The organism is Nonomuraea sp. NPDC005983, assembly GCF_040614375.1.
Lineage (GTDB): Bacteria > Actinomycetota > Actinomycetes > Streptosporangiales > Streptosporangiaceae > Nonomuraea.
In genome coordinates, this window is sequence record NZ_JBEXUP010000177.1 from 1 (window position 1) to 16,067 (window position 16,067).

At 70.3% G+C, this 16,067-nt stretch carries 19 protein-coding genes and 1 pseudogene; 13 read left to right on the forward strand and 7 right to left on the reverse strand.

The features are described from left to right. The coding region (locus ABZ297_RS41755; RefSeq protein ID WP_355358369.1) for a hypothetical protein at nt 1-240 on the reverse strand (240 nt) is incomplete at its 3' end. Nucleotides 241-334: 94 nt separating this feature from the next. On the opposite strand from ABZ297_RS41755, the gene ABZ297_RS41760 reads away from it, so the two are divergent. The 6 genes from ABZ297_RS41760 to ABZ297_RS41785 all read left to right on the forward strand — a co-directional run bounded on the left by ABZ297_RS41760 (nt 335) and on the right by ABZ297_RS41785 (nt 6,188). Beyond that, entirely contained in the window at nt 335-1,018 is a 684-nt protein-coding gene (locus tag ABZ297_RS41760) for a class I SAM-dependent methyltransferase (protein ID WP_355358372.1), read from the forward strand. A gap of 112 nt (nt 1,019-1,130) precedes the next feature. Beyond that, nucleotides 1,131-1,364 carry a DUF6289 family protein gene (locus ABZ297_RS41765; RefSeq protein ID WP_355358374.1) on the forward strand — a complete coding sequence of 78 codons (234 nt, stop codon included), beginning with the start codon at nt 1,131-1,133 and terminating at the stop codon, nt 1,362-1,364. Nucleotides 1,365-1,455: 91 nt separating this feature from the next. Further along, nucleotides 1,456-2,307 carry a hypothetical protein gene (locus ABZ297_RS41770; RefSeq protein ID WP_355358376.1) on the forward strand — a complete coding sequence of 284 codons (852 nt, stop codon included), beginning with the start codon at nt 1,456-1,458 and terminating at the stop codon, nt 2,305-2,307. Continuing rightward, nucleotides 2,304-3,401: a hypothetical protein gene (locus ABZ297_RS41775; RefSeq protein ID WP_355358378.1), complete on the forward strand. Its 1,098-nt coding sequence runs from the start codon at nt 2,304-2,306 to the stop codon at nt 3,399-3,401. The genes ABZ297_RS41770 and ABZ297_RS41775 overlap by 4 nt, the downstream gene beginning before the upstream one ends. A gap of 58 nt (nt 3,402-3,459) precedes the next feature. Next, nucleotides 3,460-4,887: a hypothetical protein gene (locus ABZ297_RS41780; RefSeq protein WP_355358380.1), complete on the forward strand. Its 1,428-nt coding sequence runs from the start codon at nt 3,460-3,462 to the stop codon at nt 4,885-4,887. After that, the gene (locus ABZ297_RS41785) at nt 4,884-6,188 is read left to right on the forward strand and encodes an AAA family ATPase (protein ID WP_355358382.1); all 1,305 of its coding nucleotides are present in this window, start codon (nt 4,884-4,886) and stop codon (nt 6,186-6,188) included. Before ABZ297_RS41780 ends, ABZ297_RS41785 begins: the two co-directional genes overlap by 4 nt. Nucleotides 6,189-6,215: 27 nt before the next feature. On the opposite strand, the gene ABZ297_RS41790 is transcribed toward ABZ297_RS41785, so the two are convergent. Further along, nucleotides 6,216-7,178, reverse strand: coding sequence for a GNAT family N-acetyltransferase (locus ABZ297_RS41790; RefSeq protein ID WP_355358384.1), 963 nt, complete (start codon nt 7,176-7,178; stop codon nt 6,216-6,218). 110 nt (nt 7,179-7,288) lie between these two features. Here ABZ297_RS41790 and ABZ297_RS41795 point away from each other — a divergent pair, with 110 nt between their 5' ends. Continuing rightward, nucleotides 7,289-7,414, forward strand: coding sequence for a hypothetical protein (locus ABZ297_RS41795; protein ID WP_355358387.1), 126 nt, complete (start codon nt 7,289-7,291; stop codon nt 7,412-7,414). Here the strand turns inward: ABZ297_RS41795 and ABZ297_RS41800 are convergent. Next, nucleotides 7,395-8,933: an MDR family MFS transporter gene (locus ABZ297_RS41800; RefSeq protein WP_355358390.1), complete on the reverse strand. Its 1,539-nt coding sequence runs from the start codon at nt 8,931-8,933 to the stop codon at nt 7,395-7,397. The two genes, ABZ297_RS41795 and ABZ297_RS41800, sit on opposite strands and share 20 nt — an antisense overlap. Before the next feature lie 137 nt (nt 8,934-9,070). On the opposite strand from ABZ297_RS41800, the gene ABZ297_RS41805 reads away from it, so the two are divergent. Together ABZ297_RS41805 and ABZ297_RS41810 are read left to right on the forward strand one after the other, a co-directional pair. Then, nucleotides 9,071-9,616: a helix-turn-helix domain-containing protein gene (locus ABZ297_RS41805; protein ID WP_355358393.1), complete on the forward strand. Its 546-nt coding sequence runs from the start codon at nt 9,071-9,073 to the stop codon at nt 9,614-9,616. Between the two features lie 75 nt (nt 9,617-9,691). After that, nucleotides 9,692-10,123: an ATP-binding protein gene (locus ABZ297_RS41810; RefSeq protein ID WP_355358396.1), complete on the forward strand. Its 432-nt coding sequence runs from the start codon at nt 9,692-9,694 to the stop codon at nt 10,121-10,123. A gap of 31 nt (nt 10,124-10,154) precedes the next feature. Here the strand turns inward: ABZ297_RS41810 and ABZ297_RS41815 are convergent, their stop codons facing one another. Together ABZ297_RS41815 and ABZ297_RS41820 are read right to left on the reverse strand one after the other, a co-directional pair. Next, nucleotides 10,155-10,829 carry a transposase gene (locus tag ABZ297_RS41815; RefSeq protein WP_355358416.1) on the reverse strand — a complete coding sequence of 225 codons (675 nt, stop codon included), beginning with the start codon at nt 10,827-10,829 and terminating at the stop codon, nt 10,155-10,157. A 674-nt stretch (nt 10,830-11,503) separates the two neighbouring features. Beyond that, on the reverse strand, nt 11,504-11,878 hold the full coding sequence (locus ABZ297_RS41820; RefSeq protein ID WP_355358399.1) for a hypothetical protein: 375 nt from the start codon (nt 11,876-11,878) through the stop codon (nt 11,504-11,506). 14 nt (nt 11,879-11,892) lie between these two features. Here ABZ297_RS41820 and ABZ297_RS41825 point away from each other — a divergent pair, with 14 nt between their 5' ends. Next, nucleotides 11,893-13,059, forward strand: coding sequence for a serine hydrolase domain-containing protein (locus tag ABZ297_RS41825; protein WP_355358402.1), 1,167 nt, complete (start codon nt 11,893-11,895; stop codon nt 13,057-13,059). Nucleotides 13,060-13,133: 74 nt separating this feature from the next. On the opposite strand, the pseudogene ABZ297_RS41830 reads toward ABZ297_RS41825, so the two are convergent. Together ABZ297_RS41830 and ABZ297_RS41835 are read right to left on the reverse strand one after the other, a co-directional pair. Then, nucleotides 13,134-13,457 (reverse strand): annotated as a pseudogene (locus tag ABZ297_RS41830) (LuxR C-terminal-related transcriptional regulator); the annotation flags it as partial. Between the two features lie 369 nt (nt 13,458-13,826). Further along, on the reverse strand, nt 13,827-14,363 hold the full coding sequence (locus tag ABZ297_RS41835) for a helix-turn-helix domain-containing protein (protein ID WP_355358404.1): 537 nt from the start codon (nt 14,361-14,363) through the stop codon (nt 13,827-13,829). Between the two features lie 36 nt (nt 14,364-14,399). Between ABZ297_RS41835 and ABZ297_RS41840 the strand changes: the two genes are divergently transcribed. The 3 genes from ABZ297_RS41840 to ABZ297_RS41850 are packed head-to-tail and all read left to right on the forward strand — an operon-like array spanning nt 14,400 to nt 15,669. After that, nucleotides 14,400-15,293: an alpha/beta hydrolase gene (locus tag ABZ297_RS41840; RefSeq protein ID WP_355358407.1), complete on the forward strand. Its 894-nt coding sequence runs from the start codon at nt 14,400-14,402 to the stop codon at nt 15,291-15,293. Then, a complete protein-coding gene (locus ABZ297_RS41845; RefSeq protein ID WP_355358410.1) occupies nt 15,290-15,490 on the forward strand; it encodes a hypothetical protein in 201 nt (66 codons plus the stop codon). Before ABZ297_RS41840 ends, ABZ297_RS41845 begins: the two co-directional genes overlap by 4 nt. Then, complete coding sequence (locus tag ABZ297_RS41850; protein ID WP_355358413.1) at nt 15,487-15,669, forward strand: hypothetical protein; 183 nt, start codon at nt 15,487-15,489, stop codon at nt 15,667-15,669. The genes ABZ297_RS41845 and ABZ297_RS41850 overlap by 4 nt, the downstream gene beginning before the upstream one ends. Nucleotides 15,670-16,067 lie beyond the last annotated feature (398 nt).

Genomic DNA, 16,067 nt, shown 5'->3' on the forward strand with positions numbered 1-16,067 from the left:
CGCGAACAGGCCGCCCGCGGCCAGCAGCGGCACACCGCACGCCAGCGCGGCGGGCGGCGACAGGCCGCACAGCAGGGTGACGATGGCCGCCACCGCGGCGAGGTAGCCGAGCCCGGCGGGCCCGGGGCCGAACGCGGTGTACGCCGTCCGCAGCGCTCTGGCCCCCGACTCGGTCAGGTAGTAGACGGCGGGCAGCGCGGCCAGGCCGGCCGCGACTCCGATCAGATGGCGGGGGGTCACAGCTTCATGGTCCCCCGGCGGGCCGCTCCCATGTCACGATTCCCGGACATCCTCGGGGCTGCCCGGCCCGCTTTGCGGCGGTTAGCGTGGACTGATGATCCAACCCAACAGCGGTACGGGCCCCGGCGCGATCACCCGCGACGGCTCACCCGTCGACTTCTACACGCGGCTGAAGCCCAACGGCGAACCTGAGGTGGTCGCCGGGGTGGTTCCAGCGGGCGGTTCCGTCCTGGAGCTCGGCTCGGGGGTGGGCAGGGTCACGCACCCCCTGCTCGAGCGGGGCTACGAGGTGGTGGCGGTGGACGAGTCGGCCGAGATGCTGGCCCACGTGCGCGGCGCGGAAACGGTCCACGCCCGCGTCCAGGACCTGCGGCTGGAGCGGCGCTTCGACGCCGTGATGCTCGCCTCCCAGCTGGTCAACATCGTCGAGGACGCCGACAGGCGGGGGCTGCTCGACGCCTGCGCCAGGCACGTCGCGCCCGGCGGATCGGTGCTGATCCAGTGGCTGCCGCCGGAGAGACACGACACGTGGCGCATCGGCCAGGGGCGGACCGAGGACGGCATCACGGTCGAGCTGGCGGAGCTGGCGGAGGTCTTGCCCGGCGTGTTCAACGCGACCATGCGCTACGCCTGGGACGAGATGGTGTGGACGCAGTCGTTCGCGTCCAGGCGGCTGACCGACCAGGACCTCGCGGACGACCTGGCCGCCACGGGGCTGCGCCTGGCCCGCTTCCTGACGGACGACCGCACCTGGGTCCTGGCAGTACCGGCGACCTGACGCCGAACCGCCCCCTGAGCCGCCGCGTGGCCTATAGCGGACATTGAGTTTCCCTCTGCCGCAGCGGATGATCCGATCACCGCACCACATCCTCGGCAGGGAAGGAACTCTCATGATCCGTCGCGCCCTCGTGGCCTCGGTGATCGCCGTCGCGGCCCTCGCGGCCGGCCCCGCGGGGCCGGCCCAGGCCAGGGCCTGCAGCCTCGGCAGTTCGTGCGTCACCACGTACTACTCCGACTCGTCCCAGACCACGGTGGTCGGCGGGAAGTACGAGGACTGCGACGGCACCGTCTCCACCTGGGGCACCAGGACCGGCTACCTCACCTTCAGCGAGAGCCTCTGCTGACCGCCTTTACTATGTAGATCAAAAGGCGGGTGCTTTCACGTGATGTCGTGAAATTACTGGGAATTACTGGAACTGCTGTTACGCTCGCGCCATGAGTGACCGGCTGGACGATCTCGAAAGGCGGATCGACACGCTCCGGGCCGGTGTCCGCAGAGCCATGCGCGCCAGGGACTCCGCCACCGCCCGCACGCTCCGCGCCGAGCTCCGGACCGCGGAACGCGCCTGGGACTCCCTGGTGAGCAGCGACACGGCCGACCCCACCCCGGGCACGCACGACGAACCCGCCCCGGCCCGGAGCGCGCGCCTGGTGACCGTGCGTGAGCAGGTTCACCAGGCGCTGGCGATGCTGGGCGCGCCCGCGCAGGCCAGGCTGGTCGTCGCCGTCTCCGACGCGTTCTTCCACGGCACCCTGCGCAGCCCCCAGCTCACCAGCCTGCGCCGGGACGAGGAGCGCTCCTTCAAGGGCTCCCCCTACAACAGGCCGTACTACCTGTGCGCGGCCCTGACCGACCGCCTCTCCCCCGCCCGCGGCCTTCTGGCCGTCAGCACCTGGCCGGTGGAGCGCAGGATGGTCGGCCCGCTCAGCCCCCGCGTCGACTTCCTCACCTGCGCCACCCGGGTGGCCGAGGAGGTCGGACGCCTGCCCTTCCCGTTCCCCGAGGCGGTCAGGCTGCTGGCGAGGATGTCCCGCAACATTCCCGGCGCGACCGGCGCCGACCTGGGCCCGCCCGACCCCGGCCGGGTGATCGATGCGGCCGGCACCGAGCTGCGCGTGCACGCGGGGCGCGACACGCGGGACAGGGCGGAGCTGGCCGAACGGGCGGCCTCGCAGCTCAATGACGTGGCCCGGCTGTTCGGCGCCGCTACGCTGAGCACGATCATGAACCGTGAGCAGGACACCGACGTGAGAACTGGCGCCAGAACCACGAGAGGCAGCCGATGAACCGGCTTGACGCGCTGCGGGGCACGACGCCGCAGCAGCCGCACGACGCCCGCGCGATCGCCGCGCTCGCGGCCAACCCCGGCTGCACGCGCCGGGCGCTCCTCGACGGCGCCGGGATCGACAAGGACGCCGCCGCCAGGCACCTGGGCTTCCCCGCGCCGTTCGGCCAGTCGCCGTTCGCGATCACCCGGGGCAACGCGTTCGAGTCCGTGGTCAAGGCCGACGGCTGCGCGGAGCTGCTGCGGATGCTGCGCGAGGTGCTGGGCCTGCCGGTCGCCGAGGTGGCCTACCACGACGTGGAGAACGTCGGCGCGCACCTGCGCCACACCCACACCCGGACGCTGATCGACCGCGCCGCCAGGGAGGAGGACGCGGGCACCCTCTACGACCATCCGCTGCTGAGCCTGGAGATCGCCGGGCACACCGCCTACCTGGAGCCGGACGTGGTGGCGTTCCAGCTCGGCGGCCGCTTCCACATCGTGGAGATCAAGTCGTTCGCGGTGATCGACGGGCAGGCCGACCCGGCGTCGGTGGCCGCCGCCGCGCGCCAGGCAGCGGTGTACGTGCTGGCGCTGCGCCGGCTGCTGGCCGAGCTGGGCCACGACCCGCTGCGGGTGGCGCACGACGTGGTGCTGGTGTGCCCGGAGAACTTCGCCAACCGTCCGATCGCGACGCTGGTGGACGTGCGCAGGCAACTCGCCGTGCTCGAACGCCAGCTGGCCAGGATGACCACCCTCGACAGGCTGCTCGACGGGCTGCCCGACGACCTCAGCTTCGACCTGCTGCCGGGCGAGGACGGCCTGCCCACCAGGCCCGTCGCCGAGCTGGCGGACGCGATCCGGAGGGCGTCGGCCCGCTACGCGCCCGACTGCCTGTCCACCTGCGACCTGTGCTTCTTCTGCCGCGACGAGGCCCGCCAGGAGGGCGCCTCCGACCTGCTCGGCCGCCAGGTGCGCGACGAGCTGGGCGGCGTCGCCTCGGTCGACGAGGCGCTCGGCCTGGCCGAGGGCACCTACTCCCCGGGACCGGGGCAGGAGGAGATCGCCCGCCTGCTGCGCAACGCCGAACGTCTTCGCAGGGAGTGCCTGACGTGACCGGCGCCCGCCGGCGCCCGCCCGGTCCGGGCAGGGGTCCAGACAGGGAGCACGCCCCATGAGCCTGCTCACCTCGCTCGCCCGGCTGCGGGCCATCGACGAGGGCCTGGCGCAGCCGATCGCGACCGTCAGGCACTGCCATCTGGCGGCGCGGCCGATGGTGTTCATCCCGCTCAAGCTGTCGGGTGAGGCCGCCGCGCCGCTGGCCGCCATGCTGGGCACCCGTCGCGACGACGCCCACCTGCTCGTGGTGACCCAGCCGCGCAACCGCGACCTGCGCTTCGCCTGGGCCGCCGAGCTGGCCGGGCTGCTCCTGCCGTACGTGGAGGGCTTTCTGGGCGGCACCGAGACGGTGGAGCGCAAGAACGCCGACCCGTACGAGCGGGTGCTCGACGCGCCGCAGCTGGTCGTGCCGAACCGGGCGGGTGTGGCGTTCACCCGGCTGCTGGGACGCTCCACCCGGTTCCGCCGCGCCGACGGCCCGTACCCGGTGCCGGAGGGGGTGCCGCTGCTGGGCCGCTGGCTGACCTACTTCGGCGAGCGCGCCACCTACCCCGGCTCGTCCCTGATGCTCGCCGCGACGGACGAGCTGTCCAGGCACTGGGCGAGCGGCCAGAGCGCGCTGGAGGACGCCAACCTGGCCGCGCTGCTCGGCTGGATCACCGAGGGCCCCAGCGAAGACGCCGAGGACCCGCTGATCTGGCCGCCCGCCGGCCCCGCGACCGATCCCGGGTTCGACGCCGAGGTGCTGGCGCCGGCGATCGAGAGCGGCTCGGCCGAGCGCATCACCGAGGCGCTGCGCACCCAGCTCGACCCGACCTGGCGGCTGGTGTGGCAGGCGATCGAGCTGCTGCGCGGCCTGGAGGAGGGCGCGAGCGTGGCGCAGCGCTGGGAGCAGGACCGCGGCTCCTTCAGCGGCATGGCCACGCAGCTGGAGGAGGGCGGCCCGCCGCAGGCCAGGCGCGACAGCGCGATCGCCGCCGCGGCCAGGCTGGCCAGGATGGAGCGCGCCCAGGCCGCCTACGAGGTGCAGCGCGCCTACGACGACCCGCTGGTCATGGCCGAGTACCGCCTGACGGGCGAGGCGTTCGCGGGCGAGGTCGTCGAGACCGACCCGGGCAACGTCGAGGGCGAGGGCCGCTCGCGCAAGCTGCGCCCGCTGGTGGTGGTCAAGACCGACGATCTGGTACGGCTGGCGCCGGGCACCGACCTCGGCACCCCGCAGCGGCGCGGCCAGGGCGCGCAGCTCGTCTCGGCCCGCGACGGGCTGGTCACCGTGAAGATCACCAAGGGCATGGGGCGAGGCAGGACGCCCGCTCCCGGCTCGGTGCCGGAGGTGGGCGAGCGAGTCTGCTACACGTCCCTGACCGACGACTTCCAGGGCGCGCCGGCGCTACCGGAGGCGGAGGCGACCCCGTGGACGCACGGCGGCCCGCCGTCGGAGTACGTGCCCACTGACGAAGACGCCCAGGAGGAGTGGTCGTGACCGCCCAGCCCGTCGCGGAGCAGGACGCGAAGAGCCCGGAGCAGGTCATCCGGGACGTCCTGGCCGATCTGCCCAGGCATCGCGGCGTGGTGGTCGACTCCCCGCCGGGAGCGGGCAAGTCCACGCTCGTGGTGCGCGCCGCCGCGCACCTCGCCGAGACCGGCGAGCCGCTGATGATCGTCGCGCAGACCAACGAGCAGGTCGACGACCTGGTGACGCGGATCTGCGGCAAGCACCCGCACCTGACCGTCGGGCGGCTGTCAGCGGGCGGCTACGTGCCCCCCTTGCGGATGCTGGAGCTGCCGGGCGTCACGGTCGGCACCCGGATCCAGGACCTGGGCGATCCCGACATCGTCATCGCCACCGCTGACAAGTGGGCGTGGATCGCGGGCCGGACGTGGCCGTGGGCGATCGTGGACGAGGCGTACCAGATGCGCTCCGACAAGCTGCTGCGCATCGCGGGGCTGTTCGAGCGGGCGCTGTTCGTCGGCGACCCCGGCCAGCTCGACCCGTTCTCGATCGTCGACGGCGACCGCTGGTCGGGCCTGTCGTGGGACCCGTTGCAGAGCGCGGTCTCGGTGCTGCTCCGGCACAATCCGGACCTGCCGGTGCACCGGCTGCCGGTGTCGTGGCGGCTGCCCGCCTCTGCCGCGCCGGTGGTGTCGCGGGCCTTCTACCCGTTCACCGGGTTCAGGGCGGGCACCGGGCCCGGCGACCGGCGGCTGGAGCTGGCGACGGGCGGCATGGGCACCGTGCACGACCGGGCGCTGGAGGAGGCGGCCCGCTCCGGGTGGGCGCTGCTGGAGCTGCCCAACAGGCACACCGTGCGCACCGACGGCGAGGCCGTGGAGGCCGTGGCGCTGCTGGCGGCGCGGCTGCTGCAGCGGGGCGCGGTGGCGGGCTCCGAGCAGGGCGAGCATCCGGTGACGGCGGACCGGATCGCGGTCGGCGCGGCCCACCGCGACCAGGTGGCCGCGATCAGGAGCGCCGGCCTGCCGCCGGAGATCACCGTCGACACGGCCAACCGGCTGCAGGGCCGCGAGTACGACGTGACGATCGTGCTGCATCCGCTGTCGGGCCGTCGCGACGCCACCGCCTTCCACCTGGAGTCGGGGCGGCTGTGCGTGCTGGCCTCGCGGCACCGGCACGCCTGCGTGGTGGTGGCCAGGGCCGGCATCGCCGAGCTGCTGGACGCCCACCCGTCGGCCGAGCCGGTGCAGCTCGGCGTGCCGGTGAAGTTCCCCGACGGCTGGGAGGCGAACCAGTCGGTGCTCGACCACCTGGCCCGGCACCGGGTCTAGCCGGCCACCCCGTCCAACCGGCCATGTCTAACCGGCCGTCGGGTCGATCCGGCGGCGCCAGACGTCCACCGCCAGGACCGAGCGCATGCCCGCCGACAGGTAGAGGCCGAGCGCCGGCGTGGTGTTGTTGGAGTCGACGTGCAGAATCGTCCCCTCGCGCCCGCGGGCCGCGTCGGCGGCGAACGCGTGCCGCAGCAGGAACCTGCCGAGCCCGCGGCCGCGGAACTCGGGCATGACGGCGAGCGTGGCGACGTAGCCGCAGTTGAGGTCGGCGAGGAACTGGTTGCTGCCGATCAGCAGGGCCGCGGGACGGCCCTCGTGCCTGGCGACGACGAGCTGGCCCCAGTCGGTGGCGCGCTGCGACTGCCTGCGCGCGTGCCACTGGTCGAAGTCGACCTTGACGAAGCCGTAGTGGTCGGCGAAGCCCGCCTGGTGGATCTGGTGCGCCTCGCGGCGGACGTCCTCCGGCTCGCCCGTCACCAGGGTCACCCCGTCCGGAACGGCGGGCGGCTCGACCTGGCCGTCGTAGTCGATGCGCATGCGCTGGAAGCTGGTGCTCGGCTGGAAGCCGTGCTCCTTGGCGAGCGCCTGCTTGGCCTCGTCCGTCTGGTAGACGCCGATGTCGATGGTGACCCCGTCGTGGCCGCTCTCGGCCGCCAGCTCGCGGGCCCGCTGCAGGACGAGGTGCCACAGCCCGCCGGCCAGGCCGTCGGCACCGGCACCGGCACCAGGGCGGACGATCACGTCCGTCTCGACCAGGTCGCTGTCGCCGACGCGGTGCGCCCAGGCCCAGCCGTCGAGCACGCCAGCGGCGTCGCGCGCCAGCCAGCCGTCCTTGCCGAGGTCGAAGCCGGGCTCGACCAGCGAGTCGGCGATGTCGTCGAGGGTGGCGTCGGGGACGCCGATGGCCGCGGTGTCGCACACGGCGACCAGCTCGTGGATGTCGGGCGCGTCCTCGACGGTGGGACGGCTGATCGAGTGGGTGTCCATGGGCGCGATTTTCCCGAAATCGCCCCGTCTCGCGCCTCCCATTTTCCCGGTCGTCGACAGCCTGGAGCGATGCTCGACAAGACGCCGCTGCATCGGGGCTGGCCGCGCTGGTGCGCCTGCACCGCGAGGCGGCGGGCGCCGACGCCGACCTGCACGTCGTGGCGTTGACGCCCTACCTGCGCAACCTCATGCGGATGACCGCGCTCGACCGGTTGTTCAGCCTGCCGCCGGCGTGACGACCTCCGGCTCCGACGCGCTCTGCGTGGCGCCACCGCGCAGCGGGATCTCCTTGATGAACGCCGCCAGCAGCGGCACCACCACCGCGAACGCGATGGCCCACCAGAAGACGCCGGAGATCGACGCCGACAGCGACTCCAGCAGGCCGGTACGGAGCTGGGGCGGCATCTGCGCCAGCGCCGACGGGTCCATCCTGCCGCCGCCCTTGGCGACCTTCTCGGCGGTCTCGGCACCGAACCTGCCGGTCAGCTCCGACAGGAAGTGGTTGTTGAAGATCGCGCCGAACAGGGAGACGCCGAACGAGCCGCCGATCGACCGGAAGAACGTCGCGGCGCTGCTGGAGACGCCGAGGTCCTTCTGCTCGACGCTGTTCTGCGCGATCAGCATCGTGGTCTGCATGAGGAAACCCATGCCGAGGCCGAGCACCGCGATGTAGACGCCGGTCTGCCAGCTCGGCGTCTGGACGCCCATCGTCGACAGCAGCCACATGCCGATGGCCATGCCGACGCCGCCGATCACCGGGTAGATCTTGTACTTGCCGGTGGCGGTGATGGCGCGTCCGACGAACAGCGAGACCACCATGGCGGCGCCCATCATCGGCAGCAGGAGCAGGCCGGAGTTGGTGGCGCTGGCGCCCTGCACGGTCTGCTGGAACAGCGGCAGGAAGTTGATCGCCCCGAACATGGCGAAGCCGAGCAGGAAGCCGATGGCGGAGATCAGCGTGAAGTTGCGGTTGCGGAAGAGCTGGAGCGGGATGATCGGCTCGATCGCGCGGCGCTCGACGAGGAGGAAGAGCACCAGCGTGACCACGGCGAGCGCGGCCAGGCTGAGAATCTGCCACGAGCCCCACGTGTACTGGTTGCCGCCCCAGGTGGTGATGAGCACCATCGCGGTGATGCTGACCGTCAGCAGGCCCGCGCCCCACCAGTCGATGCGCACCTTGCTCTGATGCTTGGGCAGGTCGAGCTTGAGCCACAGCAGCACCAGCGCGATCGCGCCGACCGGCAGGTTCACGTAGAAGGCCCAGCGCCAGTCGAAGTTGTCGGTGATGAGGCCGCCGACCAGCGGCCCGGCGATCATCGCCAGCGACATCACACCCGCCATGATGCCCTGGTACTGGCCGCGCTCGCGGGGCGGCACCAGGTCACCGATGATCGCCATGACGTTGACCATCAGGCCGCCCGCGCCGAGGCCCTGAATCGCCCGGAAGGCGATGAGCTCGGCCATGCCGCCGTCCTCGCCGCCGAGCAGGACGGAGCCCGCCATGCCGCACAGCATCGAGCCGACCATGAAGATGACGATCGAGATCAGGAAGATGTTCTTACGGCCGTACAGGTCCCCGATCTTGCCCCAGATCGGAGTGGAGACGGTCGTGCCCAGTACATAGGCTGTGACCACCCACGACAGGTGAGTCAGGCCCCCCAGCTCGGCGACGATGCGCGGCATCGCTGTGCCGACGATCATGTTGTCCAGCATCGCCAGCACCATCGCGAGCATCAGCCCCGGAAGGACGACCATCACTTCTCGACGTCGTCCGACAGCCTCAGCCACGACTCACCCCCAAGTCAGCAAAGATCTTACTTACTTGCCGACCGGCAAGCATACAATAAGCTAGAGAACTTACTTGTCGGCCGTCAAGTCGAAATAGGTGCACAGTGCGGGAAGACACCCGAACCCGGATCCAGGAGATCGCGCTCGAGCTCTTCACCGAGCAGGGTTACGAGGCGACCTCCCTGCGAGAGATCGCGGAGAAGCTCGGCGTCACCAAAGCCGCGCTCTACTACCACTTCAAGACCAAGGACGACATCGTCGCCAGCTTGGTCGACCTGCGGATCGCCGAGCTGGAGGAGCTGCTGGCCTGGGCCAGGGCCCAGCCGAAGACCGCCGAGACGCGCCGCGAGATCATCCTGCGCTACGCCGACCAGCTCCGCCACTCGCGCTACCTGGAGGTCGCGCGCTTCCTGGAGCGCAACCAGACGGCCCTGCGCGACCATCCGAAGATCATCGGGATGCGCGAGACGATGATGGCGCTGGTCTCCGAGCTGAGCGACACCGACGACGCGCTGGCCAGCCGCATCAGCCGGTCCATGGCGCTGTTCACGCTGCACGCCGCCAAGTGGATGACCCAGGACGAGTCGCTGACCGAAGAGGAGATCTCCCAGGCCTCCCTGGAGGTGGCGCTCCGGCTGCTGGAGCTCTGAGCGGTGCCCGCGGAGGGCGATTGCGCCGGGGAATCGGGGGCAGGGACAGAGGGCATCCGATTGGGAGGAGGCGCAGTGGAAGCCACGATGGCACTCCGGCTGCCCCGGGATGCGGCGAGCGTCCCCTTGATCAGGCAGATGTTCGACGCCACCCTCAACGCTCTCGGAGTCGAACCCGTCATCCGCGACGACATCGAACTCATGCTCACCGAGGCGTGCGCCAACGTGATCAGGCATGCGGGGCCGAGCGACGAGTACACGGTGAGCGCCGGCGTCTACGACGACCTCTGCGTCATCAGGGTGATCGACACCGGCCGCGGTTTCGACCCGCACGCCGTGCGCCCGCCCGCCCCCGGCGCGGAGCACGGCAGGGGGCTGCAGATCATGCGCGCGCTCGCCGACGACATCCGCTTCACCAACAGGCGCGAGAACGGGGCGGTGGTGTGCCTGGAAAAGCGCCTCAGGTTCGCCCCGGGGGCGGCGGGGCCCTCACTGATGACCGTCTGACTCACGCGTCTAAGAGCCTGCTGACAAAGGCTTAAGTGCTCGTGGGCATGGGGCCGTAGAGGGCTGGTCCGATCTTGTTGATGTAGCCCTGGTGGGACCATTGGGACAGCTGGACGCGGAAGCTGTTGACGTTCTCGATGCCGAGGATGGCGGCCAGTTCGTTCCCTCTCCAAGCCCGCCAAGGCTGGGCGGCCAGCAGTTGCAGGACCTTGCCACGCCGGTCGGGACTGGTGAGGGCTGGCAGTGGGGGCGGGCCGGTCCAGCGGCCTTGAGGTGACTGGCCTGCCAGTTCGCGGGTCAGGCGGCGGGTCATCTGGTTCACGGTGGCCCACCAGATCAGAGCTTCGTGGTGCTCGGGCTTGCGTTCGTAGATCCGCACCAGCCGCCGGTAGCGGGTCAGCCAGGCGAAGGTTCCGGCCGTCGGCAGCTCGCAGCGTCCGGCCAGCACCCGCAGCCGGCCGGCCGGCTGTTCGGGCAGACCACGCCGGGACCAGCGCAGGAAGAAGGCGTACACCGCCTGATGCGCAGGGAAGTCCACCGGGAGGGCTCGCCACTCGATCCCGTATCGGGTGACGTAGTTGATCGCGTCGAGTGTCGCGCGCAGGTCATGGACCATTGGCCTGCCGGTGGCTGCGACCAGTTCGGCCATCACCGCCCGCGCCTCGCCTTCGAGTACTGTCCATTCGGCGTCGGTCAGGTCCGACAGATATGCCGGTTAGCGTCCACGGGGAAGCACCTCCCGGGCATCCTCGCCAGTGCCGAGGCCAAGGACGCGCAGCGAGCCCAGGAGGGCGGGCCAGCGACCGCGTAAGTGATGGCCAAGGTCAGGGTGGCGGACGGTCGACGGTCCGCCACCCTGGCCCTGGGCAGCGCCGTGCACGGTGTCGAGCCGGGCTGGCGCTCACGCGAATCAGCATGACTGGCTACCTCGTCGCCGCGTCGCCCCTATCCGGCCTGTACGCGCAGGCTACGACCAGCCACCACACCAGCCGCGAAGTGATCAACACGTAACGAGAGAGACGCCCACACTCCACCGCGGGCCGTGATCATCCTCAGCGCCAATGACTGTCCGCAGGTTTCCAACCCCGCACATGGGGCAAGAGCGCCTGCGATCGCCGCCGAGGGTGACCCGGCCGGTGGAGGCGTCCACCTGTACAAGCCCCGTGCGGTCGTTCTGGACCATCGCCGACGGCCCGATGCCGCGGGTGTTCCGGACCCCCACCCGGCGTCGGCGCGTGGGCATCCGGTCCGATGCGGCGGCCGCGGCGGCCTGGCTGACGAAGGCCACCGACAGGCCGGCGGCCGTGGCTCCATGCGCGCCGAACTGCGGGCCCAGCACGAGCGGTTCGCACGCGTCGGTGGACGCGTTGGGGTCGCCGGTCACACCGAAGGCGAGGAACCCGGCCTTGAGCACGAGCTGCGGTTTGGCCCCGAAATACTGCGGCCGCCACAGCACGACGTCCGCCAGCTGATCGAGCCGATCTCGTGCGCGAGTCCGTGGGCGATCGCGGGGTTGATGGTGAGCTTGGCGATGTAGCGGAGCACCACGGGCATGTGCCCGTCGAGTTCGACCTTGCTCGGGGCCATGAAGGTCGCGGCCTCGCGGAGCATCCGCAGGTGTTCGGCGGTGACCTGGGGCAGGCCCAGGGTCTCCGGGTAGGTGGTAGCGCTGGCAGGAGTGCGGAAACACCCACGCGCGGGATCGATCGCAAGCTTGTCGCGACAACATGCTTGATGACATCGCAACCACGTCATCAAGGGAGTTCCCGATGTCTCAGCATCCTGCTGTCCCCTTCCGGCTGGCCCGGGCAGGCGCCGCGGCGGTTCTGGCCCTGGCGCTAGCGCCCCTCAGCCCGGCGACCGCCGACGTCGCCCCGCGGGACCAGCCGGGCGACGTCGCGCAGAGGGCACTGAACGATCTGGTCACGGGCGGCGAGTTCCCCGGTGCGCTGGCCGCGGTCAGGGAGCGCGACGGGCGCAGCCGGGACTACACCGCGGGTGTGGGCGATCTAGCCTCTCGGGCGAAGGTCCCGGTCAACGGGAAGGTGCGCATCGCCAGCATCACCAAGACCTTCACCGCCGCGGTCGTGCTGCGATTGGCCGGCGAGGGCAAGGTCGAGCTGGACGCCCCGGTCGAGAAGTACCTGCCGAACGTGGTACGCGGCAGCGGGAATGACGGCCGCTTGATCACTGTCCGCCAGTTGCTCCAGCACACCTCCGGCATGCCGGAGCACGGCAAGGCCATCGCGGGGACGTTCTTCGAAAGCCAGCACCGCTACTTCGAGCCCCGGGAACTGGTCGATCTGGCCTTGACGCAGAAGCCGCTGTTCGCTGCCGGCAAGGGGTGGAGTTACAGCAACACCGGGTACGTCCTGCTCGGGCTAATGGTGCAGAAGGTCACAGGCCGCCCGATCGGAGTGGAGATCACCGATCGGATCATCACGCCGCTGGGGCTCCGTGACACCTACTGGCCCAGTGCCGGCGAGCAGAAGATCCGGGGTGCCCACCCCAGCGCCTATAAGTCCAAGACCGGCAAACCGGGCGGCGAACTGGTGGACGTGTCGGAGATGGATCCGTCCAGGGGGTGGGCGGCCGGGCAACTGGTCAGCACGCCACGGGACCTCAACCGGTTCCTGAGCGCGCTGCTGGGTGGCAAGCTCCTCAAGCCGGCCATGCTGGAGCAGATGAAGCGGACGGTCTCGGTGCCCGGAGCCCCCCAGGGGTGGGGGTACGGGCTCGGGCTGACGAAGACCCCGCTGAGCTGCGGCGGCCTCGCGTGGGGGCACACTGGTGATGTCGGCGGCTACTCGACCCGTAGCGGCGCCACCGAGGGCGGCCGATCGGCCACGGTCACCGCGACTGCGGAGTCCCTCATGGCAGATGGCGACAAGCAGCTCACCGCCGCCCTCGACACGGTCCTCTGCGCCGAAAAGTAGCGGGCCGCTCGGGCGAACCCTCGCGAGCCAGGCCCTCGCGAGCCAGAACCTCGCAAATGCCTGGCTCTTACCGGTCAGGCCTTGAGGTAGGCGAGCACCGCCAGGACCCTCCGGTGACCGCTGTCGGAGGGATGCAGGCCGAGTTTGGCGAAGATGTTCCTGATGTGCTTGTTGACCGCCCCCTCGCTGATGACCAGCCGCTCGCTGTGATCGGTGTTGGACAACCCCTCCGCCATCAACGCGAGCACCTCCCGTTCACGCACGGTCAGCGCGCGGAGAGGGTCACCGGCGCGGCGGCGGACCAGGAGCTGGGCGATCGCCTCGGGGTCGATGGCGGTCCCGCTTTCGGCCACCCGGTGCAACGCGTCGAGGAAGAACTGCACCTTGCCGACTCGCTCTTGGCCAGGGTGTGAGGTGCGGAGTCGATGACCAATCGAGGCCAGGTGACGACATCGATCCCGGCCATGACCAGCATGTACAGCAGGCCGAGCGTGGCCAGGAGCTTGGCTGCCCGCATCTTGCCGAGCGCGAGCGCGGCGAAGGCAACGATCCAGACCAGGCCCTTCGCTATAGACAGGAGCTCCAGCATCTGTCTGCCGGGGGCGATGGCCAGCGATTGTCCCGGCAGGTAGTTGTGAGGCGAAAGTACTGATCATGGCCAAGACCCGGCACCGCAATGCGGTACGCGTGGCCCGGCGGCGAGGCCGTCGCCAAGATCACCGGGGTTCTCGCCTCGCCCTGCCGAGCCCGCTGATCGTGCCCGGCGCTTACGTCTGTTCGTGGTCGATCGGGAAGGCGATGGGGCTGAGGAGGTAGAGTCGGCGCTTCTCGCCTGGTTCATTGTCTATTTTGGACATGAGTATCGCGCGGATCTGCTCGGCCATGGACGCCAGCTCCTGCGTGCTGAGCCATAGCGGGACCTGGATGTACCCGACCATATCGGTGGTGGGGTCGGCGTTGGGCTGGTCGAGGTAGGCGTTGAAGTCGGCGAGTAGCGCGGCAACGGCGGCGGTGAAGCCGTGCCTGTGGTCATCGATGGTCATCGCGGCGGCTTGTTGCGGGCTGATGCGGGTGCCGGCCCGGTTGAGCTGGTAGGACCGCTCGACAGCACCGTGCACGCGCTGCTCTCCGGTGACCTCCAGCAGCCCGGCTGCGGCCAGTATTCCGACGTGCCGGTAGAGGGTGGTCTTGGGCACATCGGGCAGTCGCTGGCCGAGGTCAGCGGTGGTGAGGGTGCGTCCGCCGGCGAAGGCGCGCACGATGCGTATCCGCACCGGGTGAAGGAGGAGGTCGACGGTGTCCACCCCTCTATTTTTCCACATCTGGTACTATTCCCAAATATGGAAACACTAAGAGTGGCCAACAGCAGCCCGGCGGTCATCTTTCTGGCCGGCGGCGGCGCGGTCGGCCGTGACTACTGGAACGTGCACCGCAAGGCGGCGGAACTGGCCACAAGTGTGATTTACGACCGCGCGGGCACGGGCGACGGCGCACCCGCCGAGCTGCCCCGCACCAGCACCGAGGTGACCGACGAGCTGCGGGGGCTGCTGCGCGGTGCGGCCATCGATGGCCCGTATGTGCTGGTCGGGCACTCACTGGGCGGCCTGTACGCCCGCCACTATGCGATCCGATTCCCCGCAGAGGTCGCTGGGCTGCTGCTGCTCGACCCGGCACACGAGGACTACAACGCCTACATGCCGCAGGAACTGCGCGAGCGGTACGAAGGCTTCGACGCCGCAGAGGCCGCAGCAGCATTCGAGAACCTGCCCGACGAGGCGGTGCGGCTATACCGTGGCCTGTTCGCCCAAGAGCTGGCCAGCTGGCCTGCCGAGGTCCGCGAGCCGCTCATCGACCACCACCTCAGCCCGCACGGCGTCAAAGCCGGGCTCCAGGAAGCAAGCAACGTCGAGCAGCTTCACGCCGAGGTGCGCGCAGCCGGCCCCTTGCCGGACGTCCCGCTCCTCATCCTTTCCTCCACCAAGGTCGACCCGTTCAAAGAGGTTGTCTCCCAAGGCATCCCCGAGGCCCTACTGCAGGAGGAAATCGAAGCCAAGTTCCGGCTCTACACCGACTTCGTCAACTCAGTACCCCGAGGAGAAGTCCGGCCAGTCGAAGCCGGCCATGTCACGATCCACCTACGCGGCGAACAGGCAGTGCGAGACGCGATCGCAGACCTGCTCATCAGCAACCAGCCGACGGCCGACGGAGAGAAGGCGGCAAGGGGTGCGGCATGAGCCGCGATGATTACCTGGCCATGCTCGGGATTGCGGACGGCGACCCAGACGCTATCGGCCAGCTCGTCGAACTCGCAGCCGAGCACGGCGACATGGAAGAGCTACGCCACCTCGCCGACGCGGGCAGCAAAGACGCCGCCGATCAGCTCGTCGAGCTGGCCGAGCATGGCGTCGGCCTGGTCTGCATGGAGCGATGATCCAAAAGCTCGCGCAGCACGTCGATCGACACCCCGGCATCCGCGTGCCGCTGAGCGAGACCACCGACAACCTGACCGCTTCTCGCCAGGCGCTGAAGAAGATGATGAAGGACGCCAACCGGGCCCCGAGCGCTGCGGCTGATGGCGAAGATTCGGCGAACAGAAACGTACTCTCGTGATTACACTGCGCGCTCGTCGGTCCGGGTTTCCGCGGGGAGTGTCGCATGGGTTTCGCCGAGCATGACGTTCAAGAATGCCGCCGTCTGATGATCGGCTGCCGGATGAACCAGCTGGCCATCGGCGACATCCTGGCCGCCGACTGAGCCGAAGGCGGCGATGCTCTGGGAGAGTTCTGTGAGCGGGTCGGCTTGTCGGTGAGCACCGCCAAGCACTGGCAGACCGTCGCCAGGGCGGTCACGCCGCAGCTGCGGGCGCACCTGACCGAGTCCGGTGTGTTCGTCTGCTACTCCGTCTTGCGCAAGGGCACCCTCGTGGGGGGGGGGGCGCCCCCCCCCGGGGGGGGGCCCAAAGCGGGGCCGGGAAGTGGGGTGGCCCCACCCCGCGGCGCGGAGGAGGG

Bases quoted from the DNA above. Each gene is read 5' to 3' on its own strand.
- ABZ297_RS41840 (WP_355358407.1), top strand. From the start codon at position 14,400: ATGGAAACACTAAGAGTGGCCAACAGCAGCCCGGCGGTCATCTTTCTG.
- ABZ297_RS41765 (WP_355358374.1), top strand. From the start codon at position 1,131: ATGATCCGTCGCGCCCTCGTGGCCTCGGTGATCGCCGTCGCGGCCCTC.
- ABZ297_RS41850 (WP_355358413.1), top strand. From the start codon at position 15,487: ATGATCCAAAAGCTCGCGCAGCACGTCGATCGACACCCCGGCATCCGC.
- ABZ297_RS41825 (WP_355358402.1), top strand. From the start codon at position 11,893: ATGTCTCAGCATCCTGCTGTCCCCTTCCGGCTGGCCCGGGCAGGCGCC.
- ABZ297_RS41770 (WP_355358376.1), top strand. From the start codon at position 1,456: ATGAGTGACCGGCTGGACGATCTCGAAAGGCGGATCGACACGCTCCGG.
- ABZ297_RS41800 (WP_355358390.1), bottom strand. From the start codon at position 8,933: ATGGTCGTCCTTCCGGGGCTGATGCTCGCGATGGTGCTGGCGATGCTG.
- ABZ297_RS41790 (WP_355358384.1), bottom strand. From the start codon at position 7,178: ATGGACACCCACTCGATCAGCCGTCCCACCGTCGAGGACGCGCCCGAC.
- ABZ297_RS41775 (WP_355358378.1), top strand. From the start codon at position 2,304: ATGAACCGGCTTGACGCGCTGCGGGGCACGACGCCGCAGCAGCCGCAC.
- ABZ297_RS41845 (WP_355358410.1), top strand. From the start codon at position 15,290: ATGAGCCGCGATGATTACCTGGCCATGCTCGGGATTGCGGACGGCGAC.
- ABZ297_RS41760 (WP_355358372.1), top strand. From the start codon at position 335: ATGATCCAACCCAACAGCGGTACGGGCCCCGGCGCGATCACCCGCGAC.
- ABZ297_RS41820 (WP_355358399.1), bottom strand. From the start codon at position 11,878: ATGACGTGGTTGCGATGTCATCAAGCATGTTGTCGCGACAAGCTTGCG.
- ABZ297_RS41780 (WP_355358380.1), top strand. From the start codon at position 3,460: ATGAGCCTGCTCACCTCGCTCGCCCGGCTGCGGGCCATCGACGAGGGC.